This is a genomic window from Klebsiella pneumoniae (genome assembly GCF_000742135.1).
GTDB lineage: Bacteria > Pseudomonadota > Gammaproteobacteria > Enterobacterales > Enterobacteriaceae > Klebsiella > Klebsiella pneumoniae.
This window is the reverse complement of the sequence record NZ_KN046818.1, coordinates 2,260,187-2,278,793: the sequence shown is the minus strand read 5'-3', so window position 1 is coordinate 2,278,793 and position 18,607 is coordinate 2,260,187. Positions and strand designations below refer to the sequence as shown.

The following is an 18,607-nucleotide window of genomic DNA, read 5'->3' as shown; positions in this document are numbered from 1 at the left end:
AGGATTTTCTTATGGCGCGCTTTCGGTCAGCGTCGGCATACAAATTTGGTTACGACCGCTCTGTTTGGCTTTCACCATCTCATCGTCCGCCGCCAACAGCAGCTGGTTAAACAGCTCGGTGATGCGGGCGTGGCCTACCTCGCGCGTCTCCAGTCCCAGACTGATGGTCAGGTGGATCGGGTTCTGGCCCAGGCCGAAAGGCTGCGACTCCACCCCGTGACGGATCTTTTCCGCCAGCAAATAGCCCTGCTGGGCGCTGTCGACGACGGCGGCCACCGCAAACTCTTCGCCGCCGATACGGGCCACCATCCCCTGCTCACCCACCAGCTGTCGAACCTGCTGGGCAAACTGGGTCAGCACGCAATCGCCGCCTTCATGGCCCAGAGCATCATTCACCCGTTTGAAGCCATCGATATCCAGCACCATCACCGTCAGCAGCTTATCCGCCGGCAGCGTCTGACGCTTCAACGCTTCGCTCAGTCCGGAACGGGAATAGACGCGGGTCTGAAAGTCAAAATCGGCGCGCAGGGCCAGCTGCTTCACCAGCGTGTTAATCGCTTCGACACTGGATGCTACAATCACCGGGCTAATCAGCATGGCGGCAATTCCGAGGCGGGTGGAGAACAGCTGCCACGGCTGCATTCGCGCATCTGGCGAAAAGTGAATTAACGAATTAGCGACCAGCAGTATTTCGCCGATGCCAGTGAGAAAAGTCAGCAGACAGGTCAGCGGCAGCGGATAGCGTACAGCGCACCAGATCAAAGCCGGTAACGGGAAGGTAATGCTGCCCGCGCCGCCTACCGCCACGCCAAGCGCAATTGACAGGACCAGCGCCAGCACTGGCAGCAGCTGGCGAAAGCGAAAACCGCTTAATGCCGAAGGCAGCGTCAGGGTCAGAATAAAGGGCAGGATTAATACCGCCGTTGAGAACTGTTCGCTAAACCAGTCCGCCAGCTGGGGAACGAAGGTGGCGCGTTCAACATCCACCGACCCCAGCGCGCCGACCGCTGCGCACAGTAAGGCGGCTAACAGGCAGAAACAGAATAAATTAAGCGCGTTTATCGGGCCCGGCATGGAGTCGGCGCGACGTTTATCCCACAGCACCAGCTGCGCCAGCGTCACAATAAAGACAATATTGGAAAAGTTAATCAGCAATGAGGCAAAGCCCATTCCCCAGCGCGAGGTTAATCCGTCATAGACCAGCATTGCTGCAAAACAGACGGCATAAAAATAGCTGCGGTTAAGCCATACATAGCGTGCAAAAATCCCGGCCATCACTGCATTGAGCGGCCAGAAGAAAGAGAGCTCCTGCACCAGACGCAGCATAGCGCCAAGAAAATGCAGCAGTAGCGTTAACGTAAATAAGACCAATGCATCGCGCACGGGTTGTTCTTCACGAAACAGCGTAAATGACCGAATCGACAGTGAAGACATTCAGTAATTATCCGTCTAATTGTTTCAGGAAATTATTATGTTAATAGTTAGTTAGCGGATTATCATAACATGAGAATATTTATCAGGCATACTCCGGCGCCGATCAAATGCAAATTAGCGCACAGACGGCGCATTCATTTGTAGCACCAGCCAGCGGTGGATGACCTGCACGATATAGTCCTGCTCCGGCTCGCTCAGCGCGCGGCCATGGGGAATGGCATGCCATTTTTCCAGGCAACCGCGACAGCAGGTAGCGGTCGCGTGCTGGGCGATAAACACCGGGTGACCGCGCATCGGCGTCTGCTTGCCATCATTGATCGGCGCAGCGGGCGCCAGCCGCTGGCGAATAAAGTCTGCGGCATGCCGATCAATGACCTCCGGTCCCTTATCGAGACAATATTGCCGCTCTTTCCCCCCCAGACGGAAGCGTGAGCGAAACGTCGAGCGCGCCAGGCGCGCAAACAAGCGATCCTGATCGACCATCAGAACACCGACCTCCCCATCCGCTGAGTTAGTTTTTCCAGCATCGCCACGCCGGCCAGCGAGTTCCCGGCGTCGTCAAGCTCCGGGCTCCACACGGCGATCGCCATCTCCTGCGGGACAATCGCCACGATCCCGCCGCCGACGCCCGATTTCGCCGGCAGGCCAACGCGCCAGGCGAATTCACCGGCGTTCTGGTACATGCCGCTGGTCATCATCAGGGCATTCACCTGGCGGGACTGGATGGGCGCAATAACCGGCGCGTCGAGATGCGGGGCAATGCCGCGGTCGGCGAGAAACAGAAAGGTTCGCGCCAGCTCAACGCAGCTCATCTCCAGCGAACAGTAGTGGAAATAGTTCTGCAGCACGGTGGCGACGTCGTTATGGAAGTTACCAAAGGATTTCATCAGCCAGGCGATGGCGGCGTTGCGCGCCGAATGCTCAAACTCTGAGCGAGCCACCACCGGATCGTAGGCGATATCGGCCACGCCGCTCAGACGGCGGACAATCTCCAGCATCCGCTGACGCGGGGCGCTGAGCCGGCTCTGCAGCATGTCGCAGACCACCAGTGCCCCGGCGTTGATAAACGGGTTGCGCGGTTTGCCCTGCTCGATCTCCAGCTGCAGAAGCGAGTTAAAGGGCTGGCCGGAAGGATCTTTCCCCACCCGCTGCCAGATTTCCTCCTCCTGATAGTGGTTCATGGCCACCACCAGGCTCAATACCTTGGAGATTGACTGGATGGAAAAACGTTCATGGGCATCGCCAGCGGCAAAGTGCTGACCGTCCACCGTACTGATCGCGATACCAAGCTTGTCGCCGCTGACGCTGGCCAGCGCCGGAATATAATCCGCCACTTTTCCGCGGCCAATCAGCGGCCTGATTTCTGCCAGAATGGCTTCCAGCATTGCATTATTGATAACCGTCGCCACACGCGGCTCCTTGCCCACCATCAAAATTCGGTGGGCGAGTATAGCAGACGTGGACGACGGTCGTCAGGGGCTAACGTTGATTAGCGACGGTCTTTCCAGACGGTCTGCGCATTACAGAACTCGTGCAGGCCAAAATGCGACAGCTCGCGGCCAAAACCGCTCTTCTTCACGCCGCCGAAGGCCACGCGGGCGTCGCTGGCGCAGTAGCCATTGAGGAAGACGCCGCCGCACTCCAGCTCGCGGGCAAAGCGCTGGGCCTGCGCCTCGTCGGTGGTATAGACCGTGGCGGACAGGCCAAACTCGCTGTCGTTGGCGAGGGCCAGTGCATGGTCAGCGTCGCGAGCGGTGGTCAGGGTTGCTACCGGACCAAACAGCTCCTGACGAAAGCCGGTCATCCCGGCGGTGACGTTGCCCAGCACCGTTGGCGCATAGTAGTTGCCCGCCCCTTCGATTTTTTCCGCGCCCAGCAGCAGAGTCGCTCCTTCATCAAGGGTCGCCGTTACCTGCTGGTGCAGTTCATCGCGTAAATCGAACCGCGCCATCGGTCCGACGTAGTTTTGCTCATCGCGCGGGTCGCCCATCTTCAGCGCCGCCACGGCGTCGACAAATTTGCGGGTGAAGGCCTCGGCAATGCCGGCTTCGAGAATAAAGCGTTTCGACGCCGCACACACCTGGCCGCTGTTCTGATAGCGGCCGGTGACGGCGGCTTTCACCGCTTCATCGAGATCGGCATCGTTGAGCACGATAAAGGGATCGGATCCCCCAAGCTCAAGCACGCATTTCTTCAGCGCCGCGCCCGCCTGGGCGCCAATCGCCTTCCCGGCGCGGACGCTGCCGGTGACGGTCACCGCCGCGATGCGGTCGTCATTGATAATCTGCGAAACGCCGTCATTGGTGGCGTTCACCCAACCAAATACACCATCCGGCAGGCCGGCGGCGGCAAAAATTTCGCCCAGCAGACGGGCGCTGCCCATCACGTTCGGGGCATGCTTCAGCAGATAGCTGTTGCCGGCCAGCAGGATCGGCACCGCGCCGCGCATCACCTGCCAGACCGGGAAGTTCCACGGCATCACCGCCAGTATGGCGCCCAGTGGACGATACTCAATTACCGCCTGGTTATTTTCCACCAGGGTAGCTTCCGTCGCCAGCATCGCCGGGCCGTGTTCAGCGTACCAGTCGCAGAGGTTGGCCGATTTCGCCACCTCGCCGCGCGCCTGAGCGATCGGCTTGCCCATCTCAAGGGTGATCATCTGGGCCACCTCTTCGCCACGGGCGCGCAGCGCGGCCCCGATGCGGCGCAGGGCGTCGGCGCGGTCGGCAAGCGGCGTCTGACGCCACTGGCGATAGCCCGCCGCGGCGAGCGCGATGGCCGCGTCGACCTCGCGTTCGCTGGCCCACGGCAGCGAGGAGACCACCTCACCGGTAGTCGGATTGACGGAGACGGCGTGCGTTGCAGATAAATTCATCATTATTCTCTCTCGTTGCTTGCGAAGTGTCCGTATTCTGGCTTACCTTTCCATTCATTGAAAATGAATAATATTAAGCAACACATTCACAAAAGAAGAATATCATGGACCTGACTCAGCTAGAGATGTTTAACGCTGTCGCCAGCACCGGCAGCATTACCCAGGCGGCGCAGAGAGTGCATCGCGTGCCGTCCAACCTCACCACCCGCATCCGCCAGCTGGAGGCCGACCTCGGCGTTGAGCTGTTTATCCGCGAGAACCAGCGCCTGCGCCTGTCGCCTGCGGGACACAGCTTTTTGCGCTATAGCCAGCAGATCCTCGCCCTGGTGGACGAGGCGCGAATGGTGGTGGCGGGCGACGAACCCCAGGGGCTGTTTTCACTTGGTTCGCTGGAGAGCACCGCGGCGGTACGGATCCCCAGCACTCTGGCCCACTTTAATCAGCGCTACCCGAAAATTCATCTGGCGCTCTCAACCGGCCCTTCCGGGACGATGATCGACGGCGTACTGGAAGGCGCCCTGAGCGCCGCGTTTGTCGACGGCCCGCTGGTGCATCCGGGCCTGGAGGGGCTGCCGGTGTTCCCTGAAGAGATGATGATCGTCGCCCCCTACGGCCACGCACCCATCACCCGCGCCAGCGAAGTGAACGGGGCCAACGTCTACGCCTTTCGCGCCAACTGTTCCTATCGCCGGCATTTTGAGAGCTGGTTTCATGCCGACAGAGCGACCCCGGGCAGGATCCACGAGATGGAGTCTTACCACGGGATGCTGGCCTGCGTCATCGCCGGCGCCGGCCTGGCGTTGATCCCGCGCAGCATGCTGGAGAGTATGCCCGGCCATCAGCAGGTTTCCGCCTGGCCGCTGGCCGAAGAGTGGCGCTGGCTCACCACCTGGCTGGTGTGGCGCCGGGGCGCCAAAACCCGCCAGCTGGAGGCGTTTATAGCGCTGCTGAACGAAGATCGGCAAACAGTGGTTTCTCCATAAACACGCTGAGCGGATCGGGTTGATACGGCGCAAACGCGCAGCGGGTCTGGTAGCCGTTGCGCGTGTAGAGGGCGATGGCCGCATGCTGATGGATACCGGTCTCCAGGCGCAGGGTATGGCAGTCGCGCTGACGCGCTTTCGCTTCCAGCGCCGCCAGCAGCTTTTCTCCCAGCTGCTGGCCGCGGTGCTGGGGATCGATATAGACCCGCTTCATCTCGCCAAAGCCTTCCTCACTGAGGACAATAGCCCCGCAGCCAACGGCCTCGCCCTGCGGGCTGCGGATCGCCAGGGCGATGACCGTCTGCGGCGGCAGCTGGCTAAGGTCCAGCAGGTGGTTGCTCTCCGCCGGGTAGAGGGTCTCCTGCCAGGCGTCGAGGGCGGCAATCAGGGCGATAAATTCGGCGTCGGTAGGGGCGATGTCGGTAATGGTGTACATAGGTGAGCTCCTTTTTTACCCCACTGTAGCGCGGCCGGCGGCTTTTCCCGACATAGCATTAACTTATATTGCCGCCCGCCTATTGCGCTAACCCACTGAAACACAGTAATTTTATCCCCTGCCGTTCGTACTTGAGATCTGAATATGCACACCAAAGCCCGTAAAGTGATGATTATTGGCGCCGGCAATGTCGGCGCGTCGGCGGCCTACGCCCTGCTCAACCAGAGCATTTGCGAGGAGCTGATCCTCGTCGACCTTAACCAACAGCGCGCTGAGGCCCACGCTCAGGACCTGAGCGACGCCGCGGCCTACCTGCCGGGGATGATGACCATCTCCACCCGCGAGGCCAGCGACTGCGCCGATGTCGATATCGCGGTGATCACCGTCTCCGGCGGCGCGCTGCGCCCCGGCCAGAGCCGGCTGGATGAACTGACCTCCACCGCGAAGATTGTGAAGAGCATTGTGCCGACGATGATGGCCAACGGATTTAACGGCATCTTTCTGGTGGCCACCAACCCCTGCGACATCATCACCTGGCAGGTATGGCAGCTTTCCGGCCTGCCGCGCAGCCAGGTGCTGGGCACCGGCGTCTGGCTGGATACCACCCGCCTGCGTCGCCTGCTGGCGCAGGAACTGGAGATTGGCGCCCAGAGCATCGACGCCTTTATCCTCGGCGAGCATGGCGATACCCAGTTTCCGGTGTGGTCGCACTCCTCGGTATATGGCACGCCAATCGCCGACCTCTACCAGCAGCGCACCGGCCTGCCGCTCGATCGCGAGGCGATGGCTGACAAAGTGCGCAAGCTGGGATTTGAGATCTATGCGGGTAAAGGCTGCACCGAATATGGCGTGGCAGGGACCATCGCCGAGATCTGCCGCAATATCTTCACCGGCAGCCACCGCGCGCTGGCGGTCTCCTGCATTCTTGACGGCGAGTACGGGGTCAGCGGCGCGGCGGCTGGGGTGCCGGCGGTGCTGGCCCAGGGTGGCGTGAAGCAGATCATTGAACTGCAGCTGGCCGGCGAAGAGCAGGCGAAGTTCAGCCAGTCGATCGCGGTGATCAAGGCCAATATCGCCCGTCTGCCCTGACGGCAGCCTGCGAGTCAGTCGGCAATGATCAGCTGCGGGGAAAGGGTCTCCAGCGCCTCGCGGGTTTTATCCGGCAGGTGGGCGTCGGTGACGATATCGGTCAACGTCGTGGCCCCCGGCGCAACCGATACGCCGATGCTTCATCAGCCAGGCAGAGAAAGTTCCCCGCCGCGGCTTCCGCCGCTTGGGCGACTGATTACTCCGCAGGAAGTGGTCTCTCTGGTGAGCTGGTTGCTGAGCGAGGGCGCATCGGCGATGACCGGACAGGAGCTGGTGATGTGTGGCGGCGCATCGCTGGGCTAATGCTATGTCGCCCCGGGGAGCGGAAGTAGATTGCCGCTCTCCGGGGCGACGCGGGGGCCATGATTAACGCAGGTAAACCGTTCCGCGCATATAGGTGGTGGCCTGGCCGCTAATCAGCACACGGTCGCCCTGCCACTGGCAGCGCAGGTCGCCGCCGCGAGCGGAGACCTGGCGCGCCATCATGGTGGTTTTCCCCAGCTTTTCGCCCCACCAGGGGATCAGCATGCTATGGGCGGAGCCGGTGACCGGATCTTCCGGCACCCCTTCTCCCGGGCAGAAGAAGCGGCTGACAAAGTCATACTCTTCATCCGGCGCGCTGACGCAGATCATTTTGCCAAGCGTTCGCAGCCGCGCCATATCCGGTCGCACCGCTTCAACCTGCTGGCGATCCGCCAGCACCACCAGATAATCGCGCCCTTCCCGAACTTCAACGGCGGCCTCGAGTCCCAACCCGGTCAGCAGATCCGCCGGCGGGTTTTGCACCGGGGAGGTCGACCACGCCGGGAAATCGAGCGTCAGCCAGTCGCCATTACGGGTGACCCGCAGCTCACCAACAAAACGGGTGCTAAAGAGAATTGTCGCCGAAGGATGGTCGAGATATTCGAAAATAACGTGCGCAGCGGCGAGGGTCGCGTGGCCGCAGAGATTGATCTCAGCGAGTGTGGTAAACCAGCGCAGCTCATAGCCCTCGTCGGTACGGACAAAGAAAGCCGTTTCGGATTGATTATGCTGCTGGGCCATTTTCAGGAGCACATCGTCGGCTAACCACTCGCTGAGCGGGCAGACAGCCGCGGCATTGCCGCCAAAGTTTTTATCGCTGAAAGCATCGACCAGATAAAATTGAATTTCCTGCATACCCTGTCCTTACTTTTTTTCTTTCCTTCAACATGACATAAAAGCGCCCCCTTGACACTATCCATAGCAAAATTAATCGCTTAACCGCGGTCAGCCCCTTGCAATGAAATGAGACACAGATCACAAAATGATTGTCTTTTCGCCAACAATCGTTTTAAGATCAGCGTCACATCTTTCCCTGAATCACCAGTCCAGAGCTTATGACTACGAATACGGTCTCACGCAAGGTAGCGTGGCTACGTGTCGTGACGTTGGCCATCGCCGCGTTTATTTTTAACACCACAGAGTTTGCCCCGGTCGGTCTGTTGTCAGATATTGCCGACAGCTTCGGCATGGAAACCGCCCAGGTGGGCATGATGCTGACCATCTACGCATGGGTGGTGGCGTTAATGTCGCTGCCGTTTATGCTGCTGACCAGCAAAGTGGAGCGCCGGCGCCTGCTTATCGGCCTGTTTATTCTGTTTATCGCCAGCCACGTCCTGTCGTTTTTTGCCTGGAATTTTGACGTGCTGGTGATCAGCCGCATTGGTATCGCCTTTGCGCATGCAGTGTTCTGGTCGATAACGTCGGCACTGGCCATCCGCATGGCCCCGCCGGGCAAACGGGCGCAGGCGCTGAGCCTGATCGCCACCGGTACCGCGCTGGCGATGGTGTTTGGTATTCCGATCGGGCGCATTATCGGCCAGTATTTTGGCTGGCGGATGACCTTCCTGGCGATCGGCCTCGGCGCGTTAGCCACCCTGGCCTGCCTCGTAAAACTGCTGCCGACCCTACCGAGCGAACATTCTGGCTCGCTGAAAAGCCTGCCGGTGCTGTTCCGCCGCCCGGCGCTGGTCAGCGTGTACATTCTGACCGTGGTGGTGGTGACCGCTCATTATACCGCCTACAGCTATATCGAGCCCTTTGTCCAGACGGTAGCGGGCCTGAGCGGCAACTTTGCCACCGTACTGCTGCTGATCCTTGGCGGGGCCGGTATTATCGGCAGCATTCTGTTCGGTAAGCTCGGTAACCAGCACGCGTCGGGGCTGATAAGCCTGGCGATTGCCCTGCTGCTCGCCTGCCTGCTGCTGCTGCCGGCCTCGCATAACCCGCAGCACCTGATGCTGCTCAGCATCTTCTGGGGGGTGGCGATCATGATTATCGGTCTCGGCATGCAGGTGAAAGTGCTGGCCTCCGCTCCGGATGCCACCGACGTCGCCATGTCTCTGTTCTCGGGCATCTTTAATATCGGCATAGGCGCCGGGGCGCTGGTCGGCAGCCAGGTGAGTCTGCATCTTTCCATGGCCTCCGTCGGCTACGTCGGCGCCATTCCGGCGCTGGTCGCGCTGGTCTGGTCGCTGATGATATTCCGTCGCTGGCCGGTATCGCTGGAAGACCATCAGCCGCACCACTCCTGATTCCGTCGCACAAAAAAGCCCGCCGGTATCGCGCCGGCGGGCTTTTTTTCTCTGCGCATCGCGGGCGGTCAGGGATGCCAGGTCGAAATGATCTCCAGCACGCCGTTAATAATAAACTGCACGCCCATGCAGACCAGCAGAAAGCCCATCAGTCGCGAGATGGCCTCGATGCCGCCTTTGCCAACCAGACGCATAATCGCGCCGGAACTGCGCAGACAAGCCCACAGAATCACCCCTAACAGCAAAAAGATGATCGGCGGCGCCGCCAGCACCACCCACTCCGGGAAGTCCACGCCGTGCTTAACGGTCGAGGCGGAGCTAATAATCATCGCGATGGTGCCCGGACCGGCGGTGCTTGGCATCGCCAGCGGCACAAAGGCGATATTGGCGGTCGGTTCATCCTGCAGTTCTTCCGATTTGATCTTCGCTTCCATCGAATCGTGGGCTTTTTGCTGGGGAAACAGCATGCTGAAACCGATAAAGGCCACAATCAATCCGCCGGCGATACGCAGCCCAGGTATTGATATGCCGAATGTATTCATCACCACCTGACCGGCATACCACGACACCATCAGGATGGCGAAGACATACACCGATGCCATTAACGCCTGTTTATTACGCTCGGCGTTGTTCATATTACCGGCCAGGCCAAGGAACAGCGCCACGGTTGTGAGTGGATTCGCCAGCGGTAAAAGCACCGCCAGGCCGAGCCCTATTGCTTTAAACAAATCGAACATAGTTAATTAAAGTCCCGTTAATATTCATTTTTTAAGAATGGTTTCATTCCGTGAGTATATCGGCTTCAACAAATTTGACGCCAGCCTGCTGATAAATCACTTCTGCAAAAAAATAACAAGCGTTAGAAAAATCATAAAGAGTGACCCACATCGTACTTTTCCATTTTAGCAAATCGTGGCATCGGCCAATTCATAATGTTGACTTATGATTGCCTGGGCAATAGTATCACCTGCAACTAATTACTTGCCTGGGCAACCATTATGAAAAGTACCAGCGACCTGTTTAATGAAATGATCCCGCTGGGTCGCTTGATCCAGATGGTTAACCAGAAAAAAGATCGCCTGCTCAATGACTACCTCTCACCTATGGATATTACCGCGACCCAGTTTCGCGTGCTCTGCTCCATTCGTTGCGAAGTATGTATTACCCCCGTTGAGCTGAAAACCGTGCTTTCCGTCGACCCGGGCGCGATGACGCGCATGCTCGACCGCCTGGCGTGCAAAAGCTGGATTGAACGGTTACCCAACCCCGCTGACAAGCGCGGCGTGCTGGTGCAGTTGACGCCGGACGGCGCAGCCCTTTGCGAGCAGTGTCATCAGGTTGTGGGTCAGAAGTTACACCAGGAGTTAACGAAAAATCTGTCGGCGGACGAAGTCGCCATGCTTGAGCAACTGCTCAAGAAGGTCCTGCCGTAAAAATAAGAAGAGGTAAGATGATGTCCAGACGTAATAATGACGCCATCACTATCCATAGTATTTTGTCGTGGATCGAGGATAACCTGGAATCGCCCCTGTCGCTGGAAAAAGTGTCTGAGCGCTCCGGTTACTCTAAGTGGCACCTGCAACGTATGTTTAAGAAAGAGACCGGCCATTCCCTCGGCCAGTACATCCGCAGCCGCAAGCTGACGGAGATTGCGCAGAAGCTCAAGCAGAGCAATGAGCCAATCCTGTACCTGGCGGAACGCTATGGTTTCGAGTCGCAGCAGACCCTGACGCGAACGTTCAAGAACTATTTCGATGTTCCGCCCCACAAGTATCGCATAACGAATGTACCTGGCGAATCCCGCTATCTACATCCGCTAAATAACTGATGTTAATCGCCTGCACTATAAAAGACGTATTGAGGAAATCATGAAACTATTCGCTGCCGCAGCTATCGTACTCTTGTCGCTGGCCTCCAGCCTCAGCTATGCGGAGCAAAACACCACGCCGGTGCGTCAAAACCAGCGTGATACAATGATTATCCCTTCAGAACATAATGATTCGCCGTTTGATTTCAATCATATGGCGGCTGGTAATGATAAATCTGACGAACTTGGCGTGCCGTACTACCAGCAGCACGACCTGTGATGCCATTACACGCATAATTGTGTATAGCCCCGTCTCAGGGGCTTTTTTTTTATCCGCGCGCCATGCCAGGCCGCACCAAACGTAAGCCAAAGACATTAATGTAGAGCCCGGCCATAATCAGCACCGCCCCGGTGAGCTGCAGTCCGCTCAGCGTCTCCCCGAGCAGCAGCGCAGCGCTGGCCATTCCCACCACCGGCACCAGCAGCGACAGCGGCGCCACCCGCCAGGTTTCATACCGCCCCAGCAGCGATCCCCAGATGCCATAGCCGACGATAGTGGCGATAAACGCCAGATAAAGCAGCGACAGTATCGTTAGCAGATCGATGTGTTGCAGACTCGCCAGCATGGTCTGCGGGCCATCGATCAACAATGAGGCCAGCATAAACGGCAGCACCGGGATCAGCGCGCTCCAGACCACCAGCGACATGATTGGCGGCCGGCTCGCCTGGGACATGATTTTCTTGTTGAAAATATTGCCGCAGGCCCAGCTGAGCGCCGCCGCGAGGGTCAGCATAAAGCCCACCAGCGGCACATGCTCCCCGCCAAGGCTGCCCTCCACCAGCACCAGCACGCCAAAGATCGCCAGGGCGATCCCCGCCAGCTGCTTGCCCTGCAGACGTTCGCCAAAGACGAAGGCGCCAAGGATGATGGTGAAGAAGGCTTGCGCCTGCAGCACAAGGGAGGCCAGCCCGGCCGGCATACCCAGGCCGATAGCGCAGAACAGAAAGGCGAACTGACCGAAACTTATGGTCAGGCCATAGCCCAGCAGCAGGCGCAGCGGAATAGCTGGCCGGGCGACAAACAGCAGCGCCGGGAAGGCGACCAGCATAAAGCGCAGCCCCGCCAGCATCAGCGGCGGCATATTGTGCAACCCCAGCTTAATCACCACAAAGTTAAGCCCCCACACCACCACTACCAGCAGCGCCAGTAGTCCATCTTTCCTCGTCATACCCCTGCCTCTGTCGTTATTGGAATTTTTGTGAACAAAATCAAAGTAGCGAAAAAGCGGCCGCCGGGATAGATCATTATTTTTGGCAGGCCCGGAAGTGCGCCCGTCGACCGCGATGACCTGTACAAGGCGTAATGGCCGTGTTATTTGTGATCGAAGACATAAAATTATAACAACATGACAGGCAAGGAAATCATGATCACCACTCTCCGGCGCTCCACCATCGCGCTGCTGGCATCGTCGTTACTGTTGACTATCGGCCGCGGGGCCACACTGCCGTTTATGACCATCTATCTCACCCGACGCTTTCAGCTGGAGGTGGATGTGATTGGCTATGCCCTGTCGCTGGCGCTGGTGGTTGGGGTGTTGTTCAGCATGGGTTTTGGCATCCTCGCTGACAGGTTCGATAAAAAGCGCTATATGGTGTGGTCAGTGCTGGTATTTATTCTCGGCTTCAGCGCAATACCGCTGATCAATAACGCCCCCCTGGTGGTGATCTTCTTTGCGCTGATCAACTGCGCCTACTCGGTCTTTTCCACCGTCCTGAAAGCCTGGTTCGCCGACCGGCTGACGGCAGAGGAAAAAGCGCGCATCTTCTCGCTGAACTACACCATCCTTAACATCGGCTGGACCGTTGGGCCGCCCATCGGCACCCTGCTGGTAATGCACAGTATCAATTTGCCGTTCTGGCTGGCGGCCGCCTGCGCCGCCTTTCCGCTGGTGTTTATTCAGCTGTTTCTTCAGCGGGATGGCGCCGCAGCGGCCCAGCCGGGCGCCGCGCCCTGGTCGCCTTCGGTGTTGCTGCGCGACCGGGCGCTGCTGTGGTTTACCTGCTCCGGGCTGCTGGCCTCCTTCGTCGGCGGCGCCTTCGCCTCCTGTCTCTCGCAGTATGTGCTGGTGGTCGCCAGCAGCGATTTCGCCGAGAAAGTGGTGGCCGTGGTGCTGCCGGTCAACGCCGCGGTGGTGGTTGCTCTGCAGTACGCGGTTGGCCGGCGGCTGAGCGCGAGAAATATCCGCCCGCTAATGACCTTCGGCACCGTCTGCTTTGTGATCGGCCTTGTGGGCTTTATGTTCTCTGGCGCCAGCCTGTGGGCGTGGGGGATCTCGGCGGCGATCTTCACCCTCGGGGAAGTGATTTATGCCCCCGGGGAGTATATGCTGATTGACCATATTGCCCCGCCGGGGATGAAGGCCAGCTACTTCTCCGCCCAGTCGCTGGGGTGGCTGGGGGCGGCATTCAACCCGATGCTGACGGGGTTGATCCTCACCCATCTGCCGCACTGGTCGCTTTTTGTCATTCTTATCGTGGCGATTGTCGCCGCCTGGCTGATGATTTTCCGCGGGATCAATGCCCGCCCCTGGCAACCGGATTCTCCGCTGGCCAACGCCTGACGCCAGCTGGCATGCGGCTGTCAGGTTGCTGTCGGGCCGTTGTCGGGTCGCTGTCGTGGTGGCTGGCGGCCCGGTTCACCATACTCCATCACAGGTTTACATCCGCAGAACGTTATGGAGCATACGAATATGAACAGCAACAATCAGGTCAAACAATTACGGCTGCAGCGCGCCTGGTCCCAGGAGCAGTTGGCCGAAATGGCGGGTCTCAGCGTCCGCACGATCCAGCGCATTGAGAATGGCGAACGCCCGGGGCTGGAGACCCTCAGCGCCCTCGCCGCGGTCTTTGAAGTGACGGTGGCCGAGATCGGCGGCGAAGCCCGGCGGGAAGACGCGCCGGGCCAGGAAGCCTCACTGGATCTGCGCATAGAGGAAGCCAAAGCGCGGGTGCATCAGGAGAGCCGCTTTTTCCGTTCGCTGTCGGTGGCGCTGGTGGTTTGCGTGCTGCTGGCGGTGCTTAACCGCTTCACTAATCCACAGTACTACTGGTCCGGCTGGGTCGCCCTGATCTGGGGCGCCCTGCTGGTGGTGAGAGGATTACGCCTGTTCGTGTTCGGCGAATGGATTAAAAACTGGCGCCAGGCGCGCCTGCAGCGGCTGCTGCGCAAATAGGCCGCAAACCGGCGGCGCGACCGCCGCCGGCCTGGTCAGATGGTCACCATGGCGCGCACGCCGTCGCTCTCCATATCACCACCCTTGCCTTGCTGGACGATGGCGCCGCGCGACATCACCAGGTAGTGGTCCGCCAGCCCGGCGGCAAAGTCATAGAACTGCTCCACCAGCAGGATCGCCATGTCTCCGCGGCTGGCCAGCTGGCGGATCACTTCGCCAATCTCTTTGATGACCGAGGGCTGGATCCCCTCGATGGGTTCATCAAGGATCAGCAGCTGTGGGCGGCTGGCCAGCGCGCGGCCAATCGCCAGCTGCTGCTGGCCGCCGGATAAGTCACCGCCTCGCCGCTGCTTCATGGTCCTGAGCACCGGGAAAAGCTGGTAGATCTCCTCCGGCACCTGCTGCGCTTCGCGGGCGGGAAAGCGCGACAGCCCCATCAGCAGGTTTTCTTCCACCGTCAGGCGCGGAAATATCTCGCGCCCCTGGGGGACGTAGGCGACCCCGGCCTGCACCCGCTGGTGCGGTTTGCGATGGGTGATGTTCTGATCCTGCCAGCGTACCTCACCGCTGCGCGCCGGGATCAGCCCCATCAGGCATTTCAGCAGCGTGGTCTTACCGACGCCATTGCGCCCCAGCAGGCAGGTGACTTCGCCCTGGCGGGCGGAAAAATCCACCCCGCGTAAAATATGGCTGCCGCCGTAGTATTGATGTAGCTGACTCACCTGTAACATTGGCGCTCCTTAACGTCCCAGATAAACTTCAATGACCTGCTCATTGGCCTGTACCTCCCGCAGCGATCCCTCCGCCAGCACCTGGCCCTGATGCAGGACCGTCACCCGGTCGGCGATGGTCTCGACAAATCCCATGTCGTGCTCCACCACCATCAGGGAGTGCTGTCCAGCCAGGGTACGAAACAGCTCCGCCGTATACTCCGTTTCCGCATCGGTCATGCCGGCCGCCGGCTCATCAAGCAGCAGCAGATGCGGCTCCTGCACCAGCAGCATGCCGATCTCAAGAAACTGTTTCTGACCATGGGACAACAGACCGGCCTGGCGGTAGCGCTCGCCGTCAAGACGCAGCAGGCGCAGCACCTCATTCAGCCGATCGTCCTGTTCGCTGCTTATCCGGGCGCGCAGGCTGGCCCACACCGATTTATCCCCCTTCATCGCCAGGGCGAGATTTTCCGCCACCGTCAGCGCTTCGAAGACCGTCGGCTTCTGAAACTTGCGCCCGATGCCCTGGCGGGCGATGGCCACCGGGTCAAGAGTGGTCAGATCCACCGACTGGTCATAGAGCGCTTTGCCGCTTTGCGGCCGGGTCTTGCCGGTGATCACGTCCATCAGGGTGGTCTTGCCCGCCCCGTTAGGGCCGATCACACAGCGCAGTTCGCCGACGCCTATCGCCAGCGACAGATCCGTCAGCGCCCGGAAACCGTCAAAGCTGACGTTGATGTTCTCCAGCTGCAGCACCGGATCGGTTTGTTCGCGAAAGCGATCGCCGGGCAGCTGGCGGGTAAATAGTCCTTCATCCGGTTGCATTAGCGGTCTCCTCGACGCAGCAGGCCCATCACCCCGCGGGGTAAAAACAGGGTCACAATGATGAAGATGAGGCCGAGAAACAGCTGCCAGTACTCTGGCATCGCCACGGTGAAAATGCTTTTCGCACCGTTGACCAACCCGGCGCCAAGCACCGGGCCAATCAGGGTGCCGCGCCCGCCGAGCGCCACCCAGATGGCGGCCTCGATGGAGTTGGTCGGCGACATTTCGCTGGGGTTGATGATCCCCACCTGCGGGACATATAACGCCCCCGCCAGACCGCAGAGCACCGCCGACAGCGTCCACACCAGCAGCTTGAAGCCGCGCGGGTCGTACCCGCAGAACATCAGCCGGTTTTCGGCGTCACGCACCGCGGTGAGGATCCGGCCAAACTTACTCTGCGCCAGCGCCGCGCCCAGCCACAGCGTCAGCAACAGCAGCAAAACCGTGGCCATAAACAGGCTGGCGCGGGTGCCGGTGGCGGTGACCGGAAAACCCAGCAGCGTAGTAAAACCGGTGAAGCCGTTGTTGCCGCCAAACCCGGTCTCGTTGCGAAAGAACAGCAGCATACCGGCATAGGTCAGGGCCTGGGTCATGATCGAGAAATAGACCCCTTTGATCTTCGAGCGAAAGGCAAACCAGCCGAAAACCAGGGCCAGCAGACCGGGAACCAGCACCACCAGCGCCATCGCCCAGGCGAAATGCTGCGTGCCCCACCAGAACCAGGGCAGCTCGCTCCAGGAGAGAAAAGACATAAACGCCGGCAGACCGTCGCCCGCCGCCTGGCGCATCAGGTACATCCCCATGGCGTACCCGCCGAGGGCAAAGAAGATCCCGTGCCCCAGCGACAGCATGCCCGCGTAGCCCCAGACCAGATCCAGCGCCACCGCCACAATGGCGTAGCAGAGGATTTTGCCGCTCAGCGTCAGCAGCCAGCTCGGCACCGCCAGCGGATGGGAGGCCGGCAGCAGCGCCAGGAATGGCATACTCAGCAGCCCCAGCACCAGCAGGATCCCCAGCCAGCGCAGAGGCCGCGGCGCGCGCTGCGCCAGCGTTAAGGTGATTGGTTGGCTCATTAGTCGATAACCCTCCCTTTCAGCGCGAACAGACCCTGCGGGCGTTTCTGAATAAACAGAATAATCATCACCAGGATCAGGATCTTGCCCAGCACAGCGCCCATTTGCGGTTCGAGAATTTTGTTGAAAATGCCCAGCCCAAAGGCCGCCGCCACGCTGCCGGCCAGCTGGCCGACGCCGCCGAGCACCACCACCAGAAACGAGTCGATGATGTATCCCTGACCCAGTTCAGGCCCGACGTTGCCAAGCTGCGACAGCGCCACGCCGCCCAGCCCGGCAATACCGGAGCCGAGGCCAAAGGCCAGCATATCCACCCGCCCGGTAGGCACGCCGCAGCAGGCGGCCATCGCCCGGTTCTGCGTCACGGCGCGGACGTTCATCCCCAGACGGGTGCGGTTCAGGATGAGCCAGGTAAAGGACAGCACCAGCAGGACGAACGCCAGCACCGCCAGCCGGTTCCACGGCAGGATCAGGTTCGGCAGGACCTGCACGCCGCCGGAGAGCCAGGCCGGGTTTGCCACCTCCACGTTCTGCGCGCCAAACAGCATCCTCACCAGCTGGATAAGCATCAGGCTGATCCCCCAGGTGGCGAGCAGCGTTTCCAGCGGCCGACCATACAGATGACGAATAATGGTGCGCTCCAGCGCCATGCCGATCCCGGCGGTCACCAGAAATGCCACCGGCAGCGCGACCAGCGGATAAAAGGCCAGCCATTGCGGCGCGAGCTGCGCCAGCGCCTGCTGTACCAGCCAGCAGCTGTAGGCGCCGATCATTAACATCTCGCCGTGGGCCATGTTAATCACCCCCAGCAGGCCATAGGTGATCGCCAGCCCCAGCGCGGCCAGCAACAGCACCGATCCCAGCGACAGTCCCATAAAGGCCTGGCCCAGCAGATCGCCGAGCAGCAGACGATGTTTGATCTTTTGCAGGCTATCGCTGGCCGCCTCGCGCACCGCCGCATCCGGCTCATGCTGGGCATCGGTAAAGGGGATCAGCAGCGCCTGGGTTTCCGGGTCCGCGGAATGGCCGAGCAGCGTCACGGCGGCCAGCCGCGCGCTGGCCTCAGGCTGAGCGAGCTGCAGGCGCGCCAGCGCCACCTCCAGCAGACCCCGCACAGTATCATCGGTTTCCGCCTGCAGCCGCTGTTGCAGCAGCGCGGCCATGGCCGGGGTCGCTTCCCGCTGTAGCGTTCGTGCGGCGGAAGCTCGCTCTGTGACGTTGTCACTTAAAATAAGGTGGCTGGCCAGCGCGCCGGCAGCCAGATTGCGCAGCCTGTTGGTCAGACGGACCGGTCGGGTTTCGCCCTGCGGCGCGGCGACAGCGCCCAATGGCTGTAATCCGCCCTGTCGGGTGCGGAAAGCATGTTTTCCGTCGTCCATCACCAGGCTCTCGGTGGTCAACGCCCGCAGCAGCGGCAGACGATCCGCCTGCGGCGCTGCCGCCCACTGGGTCAACAGCTGCGCCTGCTGGCTGCGACTGGCGGCAACGAAGTCGTCCGCCTCCGCGGCCTGCGCCCGCCATGGCAGCAGGATCAGCAGTAGCGCCAACACATTCATGAGACGCAATGCGTTCATGTCGTTCTCC

The 18,607-nt window shown here is 60.3% G+C and carries 21 protein-coding genes and 2 pseudogenes; 9 read left to right on the top strand and 14 right to left on the bottom strand.

The window, feature by feature from the left end; genetic code table 11:
* Nucleotides 1-9 precede the first annotated feature (9 nt).
* The 4 genes from DR88_RS14660 to sad all read right to left on the bottom strand — a co-directional run bounded on the left by DR88_RS14660 (nt 10) and on the right by sad (nt 4,312).
* On the bottom strand, nt 10-1,434 hold the full coding sequence (locus tag DR88_RS14660) for a GGDEF domain-containing protein (RefSeq protein WP_004148352.1): 1,425 nt from the start codon (nt 1,432-1,434) through the stop codon (nt 10-12).
* A 114-nt stretch (nt 1,435-1,548) separates the two neighbouring features.
* Nucleotides 1,549-1,917: a DUF4186 domain-containing protein gene (locus DR88_RS14665; protein ID WP_002904598.1), complete on the bottom strand. Its 369-nt coding sequence runs from the start codon at nt 1,915-1,917 to the stop codon at nt 1,549-1,551.
* Nucleotides 1,917-2,864, bottom strand: a complete 948-nt coding sequence (glsB, locus tag DR88_RS14670) for a glutaminase B (protein ID WP_004143533.1) — start codon at nt 2,862-2,864, stop codon at nt 1,917-1,919. Before glsB ends, DR88_RS14665 begins: the two co-directional genes overlap by 1 nt.
* A gap of 59 nt (nt 2,865-2,923) precedes the next feature.
* Nucleotides 2,924-4,312, bottom strand: coding sequence for a succinate-semialdehyde dehydrogenase (gene sad, locus DR88_RS14675; protein WP_004179780.1), 1,389 nt, complete (start codon nt 4,310-4,312; stop codon nt 2,924-2,926).
* 101 nt (nt 4,313-4,413) lie between these two features.
* Here sad and ptrR point away from each other — a divergent pair, with 101 nt between their 5' ends.
* The gene (gene ptrR / locus DR88_RS14680) at nt 4,414-5,292 is read left to right on the top strand and encodes a putrescine utilization regulator PtrR (RefSeq protein WP_004143535.1); all 879 of its coding nucleotides are present in this window, start codon (nt 4,414-4,416) and stop codon (nt 5,290-5,292) included.
* Here the strand turns inward: ptrR and DR88_RS14685 are convergent.
* On the bottom strand, nt 5,246-5,728 hold the full coding sequence (locus tag DR88_RS14685) for a GNAT family N-acetyltransferase (protein ID WP_002904493.1): 483 nt from the start codon (nt 5,726-5,728) through the stop codon (nt 5,246-5,248). The two genes, ptrR and DR88_RS14685, sit on opposite strands and share 47 nt — an antisense overlap.
* A 144-nt stretch (nt 5,729-5,872) precedes the next feature.
* Between DR88_RS14685 and DR88_RS14690 the strand changes: the two genes are divergently transcribed.
* Nucleotides 5,873-6,817 (top strand): L-lactate dehydrogenase, encoded by a 945-nt coding sequence (locus DR88_RS14690; RefSeq protein WP_002904491.1) that lies wholly within the window; start codon nt 5,873-5,875, stop codon nt 6,815-6,817.
* A gap of 14 nt (nt 6,818-6,831) precedes the next feature.
* On the opposite strand, the pseudogene DR88_RS29790 reads toward DR88_RS14690, so the two are convergent.
* Nucleotides 6,832-6,945 (bottom strand): annotated as a pseudogene (locus DR88_RS29790) (DeoR/GlpR transcriptional regulator); the annotation flags it as partial.
* Here DR88_RS29790 and DR88_RS0125760 point away from each other — a divergent pair.
* A pseudogene (locus tag DR88_RS0125760) lies at nt 6,914-7,120 on the top strand (SDR family oxidoreductase); the annotation flags it as partial. The pseudogenes DR88_RS29790 and DR88_RS0125760 overlap by 32 nt on opposite strands.
* A 63-nt stretch (nt 7,121-7,183) precedes the next feature.
* On the opposite strand, the gene DR88_RS14695 reads toward DR88_RS0125760, so the two are convergent.
* Nucleotides 7,184-7,975 (bottom strand): PhzF family phenazine biosynthesis protein, encoded by a 792-nt coding sequence (locus DR88_RS14695; protein ID WP_021465467.1) that lies wholly within the window; start codon nt 7,973-7,975, stop codon nt 7,184-7,186.
* Nucleotides 7,976-8,175: 200 nt separating this feature from the next.
* Between DR88_RS14695 and DR88_RS14700 the strand changes: the two genes are divergently transcribed.
* Nucleotides 8,176-9,372, top strand: a complete 1,197-nt coding sequence (locus DR88_RS14700; RefSeq protein WP_004148349.1) for a sugar transporter — start codon at nt 8,176-8,178, stop codon at nt 9,370-9,372.
* A 68-nt stretch (nt 9,373-9,440) separates the two neighbouring features.
* Here DR88_RS14700 and DR88_RS14705 read toward each other — a convergent pair whose 3' ends face one another.
* Nucleotides 9,441-10,109: a MarC family NAAT transporter gene (locus DR88_RS14705; protein WP_032443880.1), complete on the bottom strand. Its 669-nt coding sequence runs from the start codon at nt 10,107-10,109 to the stop codon at nt 9,441-9,443.
* A 43-nt stretch (nt 10,110-10,152) separates the two neighbouring features.
* Nucleotides 10,153-10,281, bottom strand: coding sequence for a hypothetical protein (locus DR88_RS30665; protein ID WP_004217987.1), 129 nt, complete (start codon nt 10,279-10,281; stop codon nt 10,153-10,155).
* Nucleotides 10,282-10,370: 89 nt separating this feature from the next.
* Here DR88_RS30665 and marR point away from each other — a divergent pair, with 89 nt between their 5' ends.
* From marR to marB, 3 genes are read left to right on the top strand one after another with little or no spacing between them, the layout of a single operon-like run.
* Nucleotides 10,371-10,805, top strand: coding sequence for a multiple antibiotic resistance transcriptional regulator MarR (gene marR / locus DR88_RS14710; RefSeq protein WP_025862033.1), 435 nt, complete (start codon nt 10,371-10,373; stop codon nt 10,803-10,805).
* 20 nt (nt 10,806-10,825) lie between these two features.
* A complete protein-coding gene (gene marA / locus DR88_RS14715) occupies nt 10,826-11,200 on the top strand; it encodes an MDR efflux pump AcrAB transcriptional activator MarA (RefSeq protein ID WP_002904397.1) in 375 nt (124 codons plus the stop codon).
* Between the two features lie 40 nt (nt 11,201-11,240).
* Nucleotides 11,241-11,459 carry a multiple antibiotic resistance protein MarB gene (marB, locus tag DR88_RS14720; protein WP_002904394.1) on the top strand — a complete coding sequence of 73 codons (219 nt, stop codon included), beginning with the start codon at nt 11,241-11,243 and terminating at the stop codon, nt 11,457-11,459.
* A 49-nt stretch (nt 11,460-11,508) separates the two neighbouring features.
* On the opposite strand, the gene eamA is transcribed toward marB, so the two are convergent.
* Complete coding sequence (eamA, locus tag DR88_RS14725; protein WP_004143566.1) at nt 11,509-12,408, bottom strand: O-acetylserine/cysteine exporter; 900 nt, start codon at nt 12,406-12,408, stop codon at nt 11,509-11,511.
* Nucleotides 12,409-12,603: 195 nt separating this feature from the next.
* On the opposite strand from eamA, the gene ydeE reads away from it, so the two are divergent.
* The gene (gene ydeE / locus DR88_RS14730) at nt 12,604-13,800 is read left to right on the top strand and encodes an efflux MFS transporter YdeE (RefSeq protein WP_032443879.1); all 1,197 of its coding nucleotides are present in this window, start codon (nt 12,604-12,606) and stop codon (nt 13,798-13,800) included.
* Nucleotides 13,801-13,929: 129 nt separating this feature from the next.
* On the top strand, nt 13,930-14,412 hold the full coding sequence (locus DR88_RS14735; RefSeq protein WP_002904389.1) for a helix-turn-helix domain-containing protein: 483 nt from the start codon (nt 13,930-13,932) through the stop codon (nt 14,410-14,412).
* 35 nt (nt 14,413-14,447) lie between these two features.
* Here DR88_RS14735 and urtE read toward each other — a convergent pair whose 3' ends face one another.
* From urtE to urtB, 4 genes are read right to left on the bottom strand one after another with little or no spacing between them, the layout of a single operon-like run.
* Nucleotides 14,448-15,143, bottom strand: coding sequence for an urea ABC transporter ATP-binding subunit UrtE (gene urtE, locus DR88_RS14740; protein WP_025862032.1), 696 nt, complete (start codon nt 15,141-15,143; stop codon nt 14,448-14,450).
* Between the two features lie 9 nt (nt 15,144-15,152).
* Nucleotides 15,153-15,950 (bottom strand): urea ABC transporter ATP-binding protein UrtD, encoded by a 798-nt coding sequence (gene urtD / locus DR88_RS14745; RefSeq protein ID WP_004148342.1) that lies wholly within the window; start codon nt 15,948-15,950, stop codon nt 15,153-15,155.
* Nucleotides 15,950-17,023 (bottom strand): urea ABC transporter permease subunit UrtC, encoded by a 1,074-nt coding sequence (gene urtC / locus DR88_RS14750; protein WP_004148341.1) that lies wholly within the window; start codon nt 17,021-17,023, stop codon nt 15,950-15,952. Before urtC ends, urtD begins: the two co-directional genes overlap by 1 nt.
* Nucleotides 17,023-18,597 (bottom strand): urea ABC transporter permease subunit UrtB, encoded by a 1,575-nt coding sequence (gene urtB, locus DR88_RS14755; protein ID WP_004148339.1) that lies wholly within the window; start codon nt 18,595-18,597, stop codon nt 17,023-17,025. Before urtB ends, urtC begins: the two co-directional genes overlap by 1 nt.
* Nucleotides 18,598-18,607 lie beyond the last annotated feature (10 nt).

What these genes read in the sequence shown, in the direction of transcription:
- marA (WP_002904397.1), top strand. Translation starts at nt 10,826, where the DNA reads ATGTCCAGACGTAATAATGACGCCATCACTATCCATAGTATTTTGTCG.
- DR88_RS14700 (WP_004148349.1), top strand. Translation starts at nt 8,176, where the DNA reads ATGACTACGAATACGGTCTCACGCAAGGTAGCGTGGCTACGTGTCGTG.
- DR88_RS14665 (WP_002904598.1), bottom strand. Translation starts at nt 1,917, where the DNA reads ATGGTCGATCAGGATCGCTTGTTTGCGCGCCTGGCGCGCTCGACGTTT.
- DR88_RS14735 (WP_002904389.1), top strand. Translation starts at nt 13,930, where the DNA reads ATGAACAGCAACAATCAGGTCAAACAATTACGGCTGCAGCGCGCCTGG.
- urtE (WP_025862032.1), bottom strand. Translation starts at nt 15,143, where the DNA reads ATGTTACAGGTGAGTCAGCTACATCAATACTACGGCGGCAGCCATATT.
- ydeE (WP_032443879.1), top strand. Translation starts at nt 12,604, where the DNA reads ATGATCACCACTCTCCGGCGCTCCACCATCGCGCTGCTGGCATCGTCG.
- ptrR (WP_004143535.1), top strand. Translation starts at nt 4,414, where the DNA reads ATGGACCTGACTCAGCTAGAGATGTTTAACGCTGTCGCCAGCACCGGC.
- DR88_RS14705 (WP_032443880.1), bottom strand. Translation starts at nt 10,109, where the DNA reads ATGTTCGATTTGTTTAAAGCAATAGGGCTCGGCCTGGCGGTGCTTTTA.
- marR (WP_025862033.1), top strand. Translation starts at nt 10,371, where the DNA reads ATGAAAAGTACCAGCGACCTGTTTAATGAAATGATCCCGCTGGGTCGC.
- sad (WP_004179780.1), bottom strand. Translation starts at nt 4,312, where the DNA reads ATGATGAATTTATCTGCAACGCACGCCGTCTCCGTCAATCCGACTACC.
- eamA (WP_004143566.1), bottom strand. Translation starts at nt 12,408, where the DNA reads ATGACGAGGAAAGATGGACTACTGGCGCTGCTGGTAGTGGTGGTGTGG.
- DR88_RS14695 (WP_021465467.1), bottom strand. Translation starts at nt 7,975, where the DNA reads ATGCAGGAAATTCAATTTTATCTGGTCGATGCTTTCAGCGATAAAAAC.
- marB (WP_002904394.1), top strand. Translation starts at nt 11,241, where the DNA reads ATGAAACTATTCGCTGCCGCAGCTATCGTACTCTTGTCGCTGGCCTCC.
- DR88_RS14690 (WP_002904491.1), top strand. Translation starts at nt 5,873, where the DNA reads ATGCACACCAAAGCCCGTAAAGTGATGATTATTGGCGCCGGCAATGTC.
- glsB (WP_004143533.1), bottom strand. Translation starts at nt 2,864, where the DNA reads ATGGTGGGCAAGGAGCCGCGTGTGGCGACGGTTATCAATAATGCAATG.
- DR88_RS14660 (WP_004148352.1), bottom strand. Translation starts at nt 1,434, where the DNA reads ATGTCTTCACTGTCGATTCGGTCATTTACGCTGTTTCGTGAAGAACAA.
- urtB (WP_004148339.1), bottom strand. Translation starts at nt 18,597, where the DNA reads ATGAACGCATTGCGTCTCATGAATGTGTTGGCGCTACTGCTGATCCTG.
- DR88_RS14685 (WP_002904493.1), bottom strand. Translation starts at nt 5,728, where the DNA reads ATGTACACCATTACCGACATCGCCCCTACCGACGCCGAATTTATCGCC.
- urtC (WP_004148341.1), bottom strand. Translation starts at nt 17,023, where the DNA reads ATGAGCCAACCAATCACCTTAACGCTGGCGCAGCGCGCGCCGCGGCCT.
- urtD (WP_004148342.1), bottom strand. Translation starts at nt 15,950, where the DNA reads ATGCAACCGGATGAAGGACTATTTACCCGCCAGCTGCCCGGCGATCGC.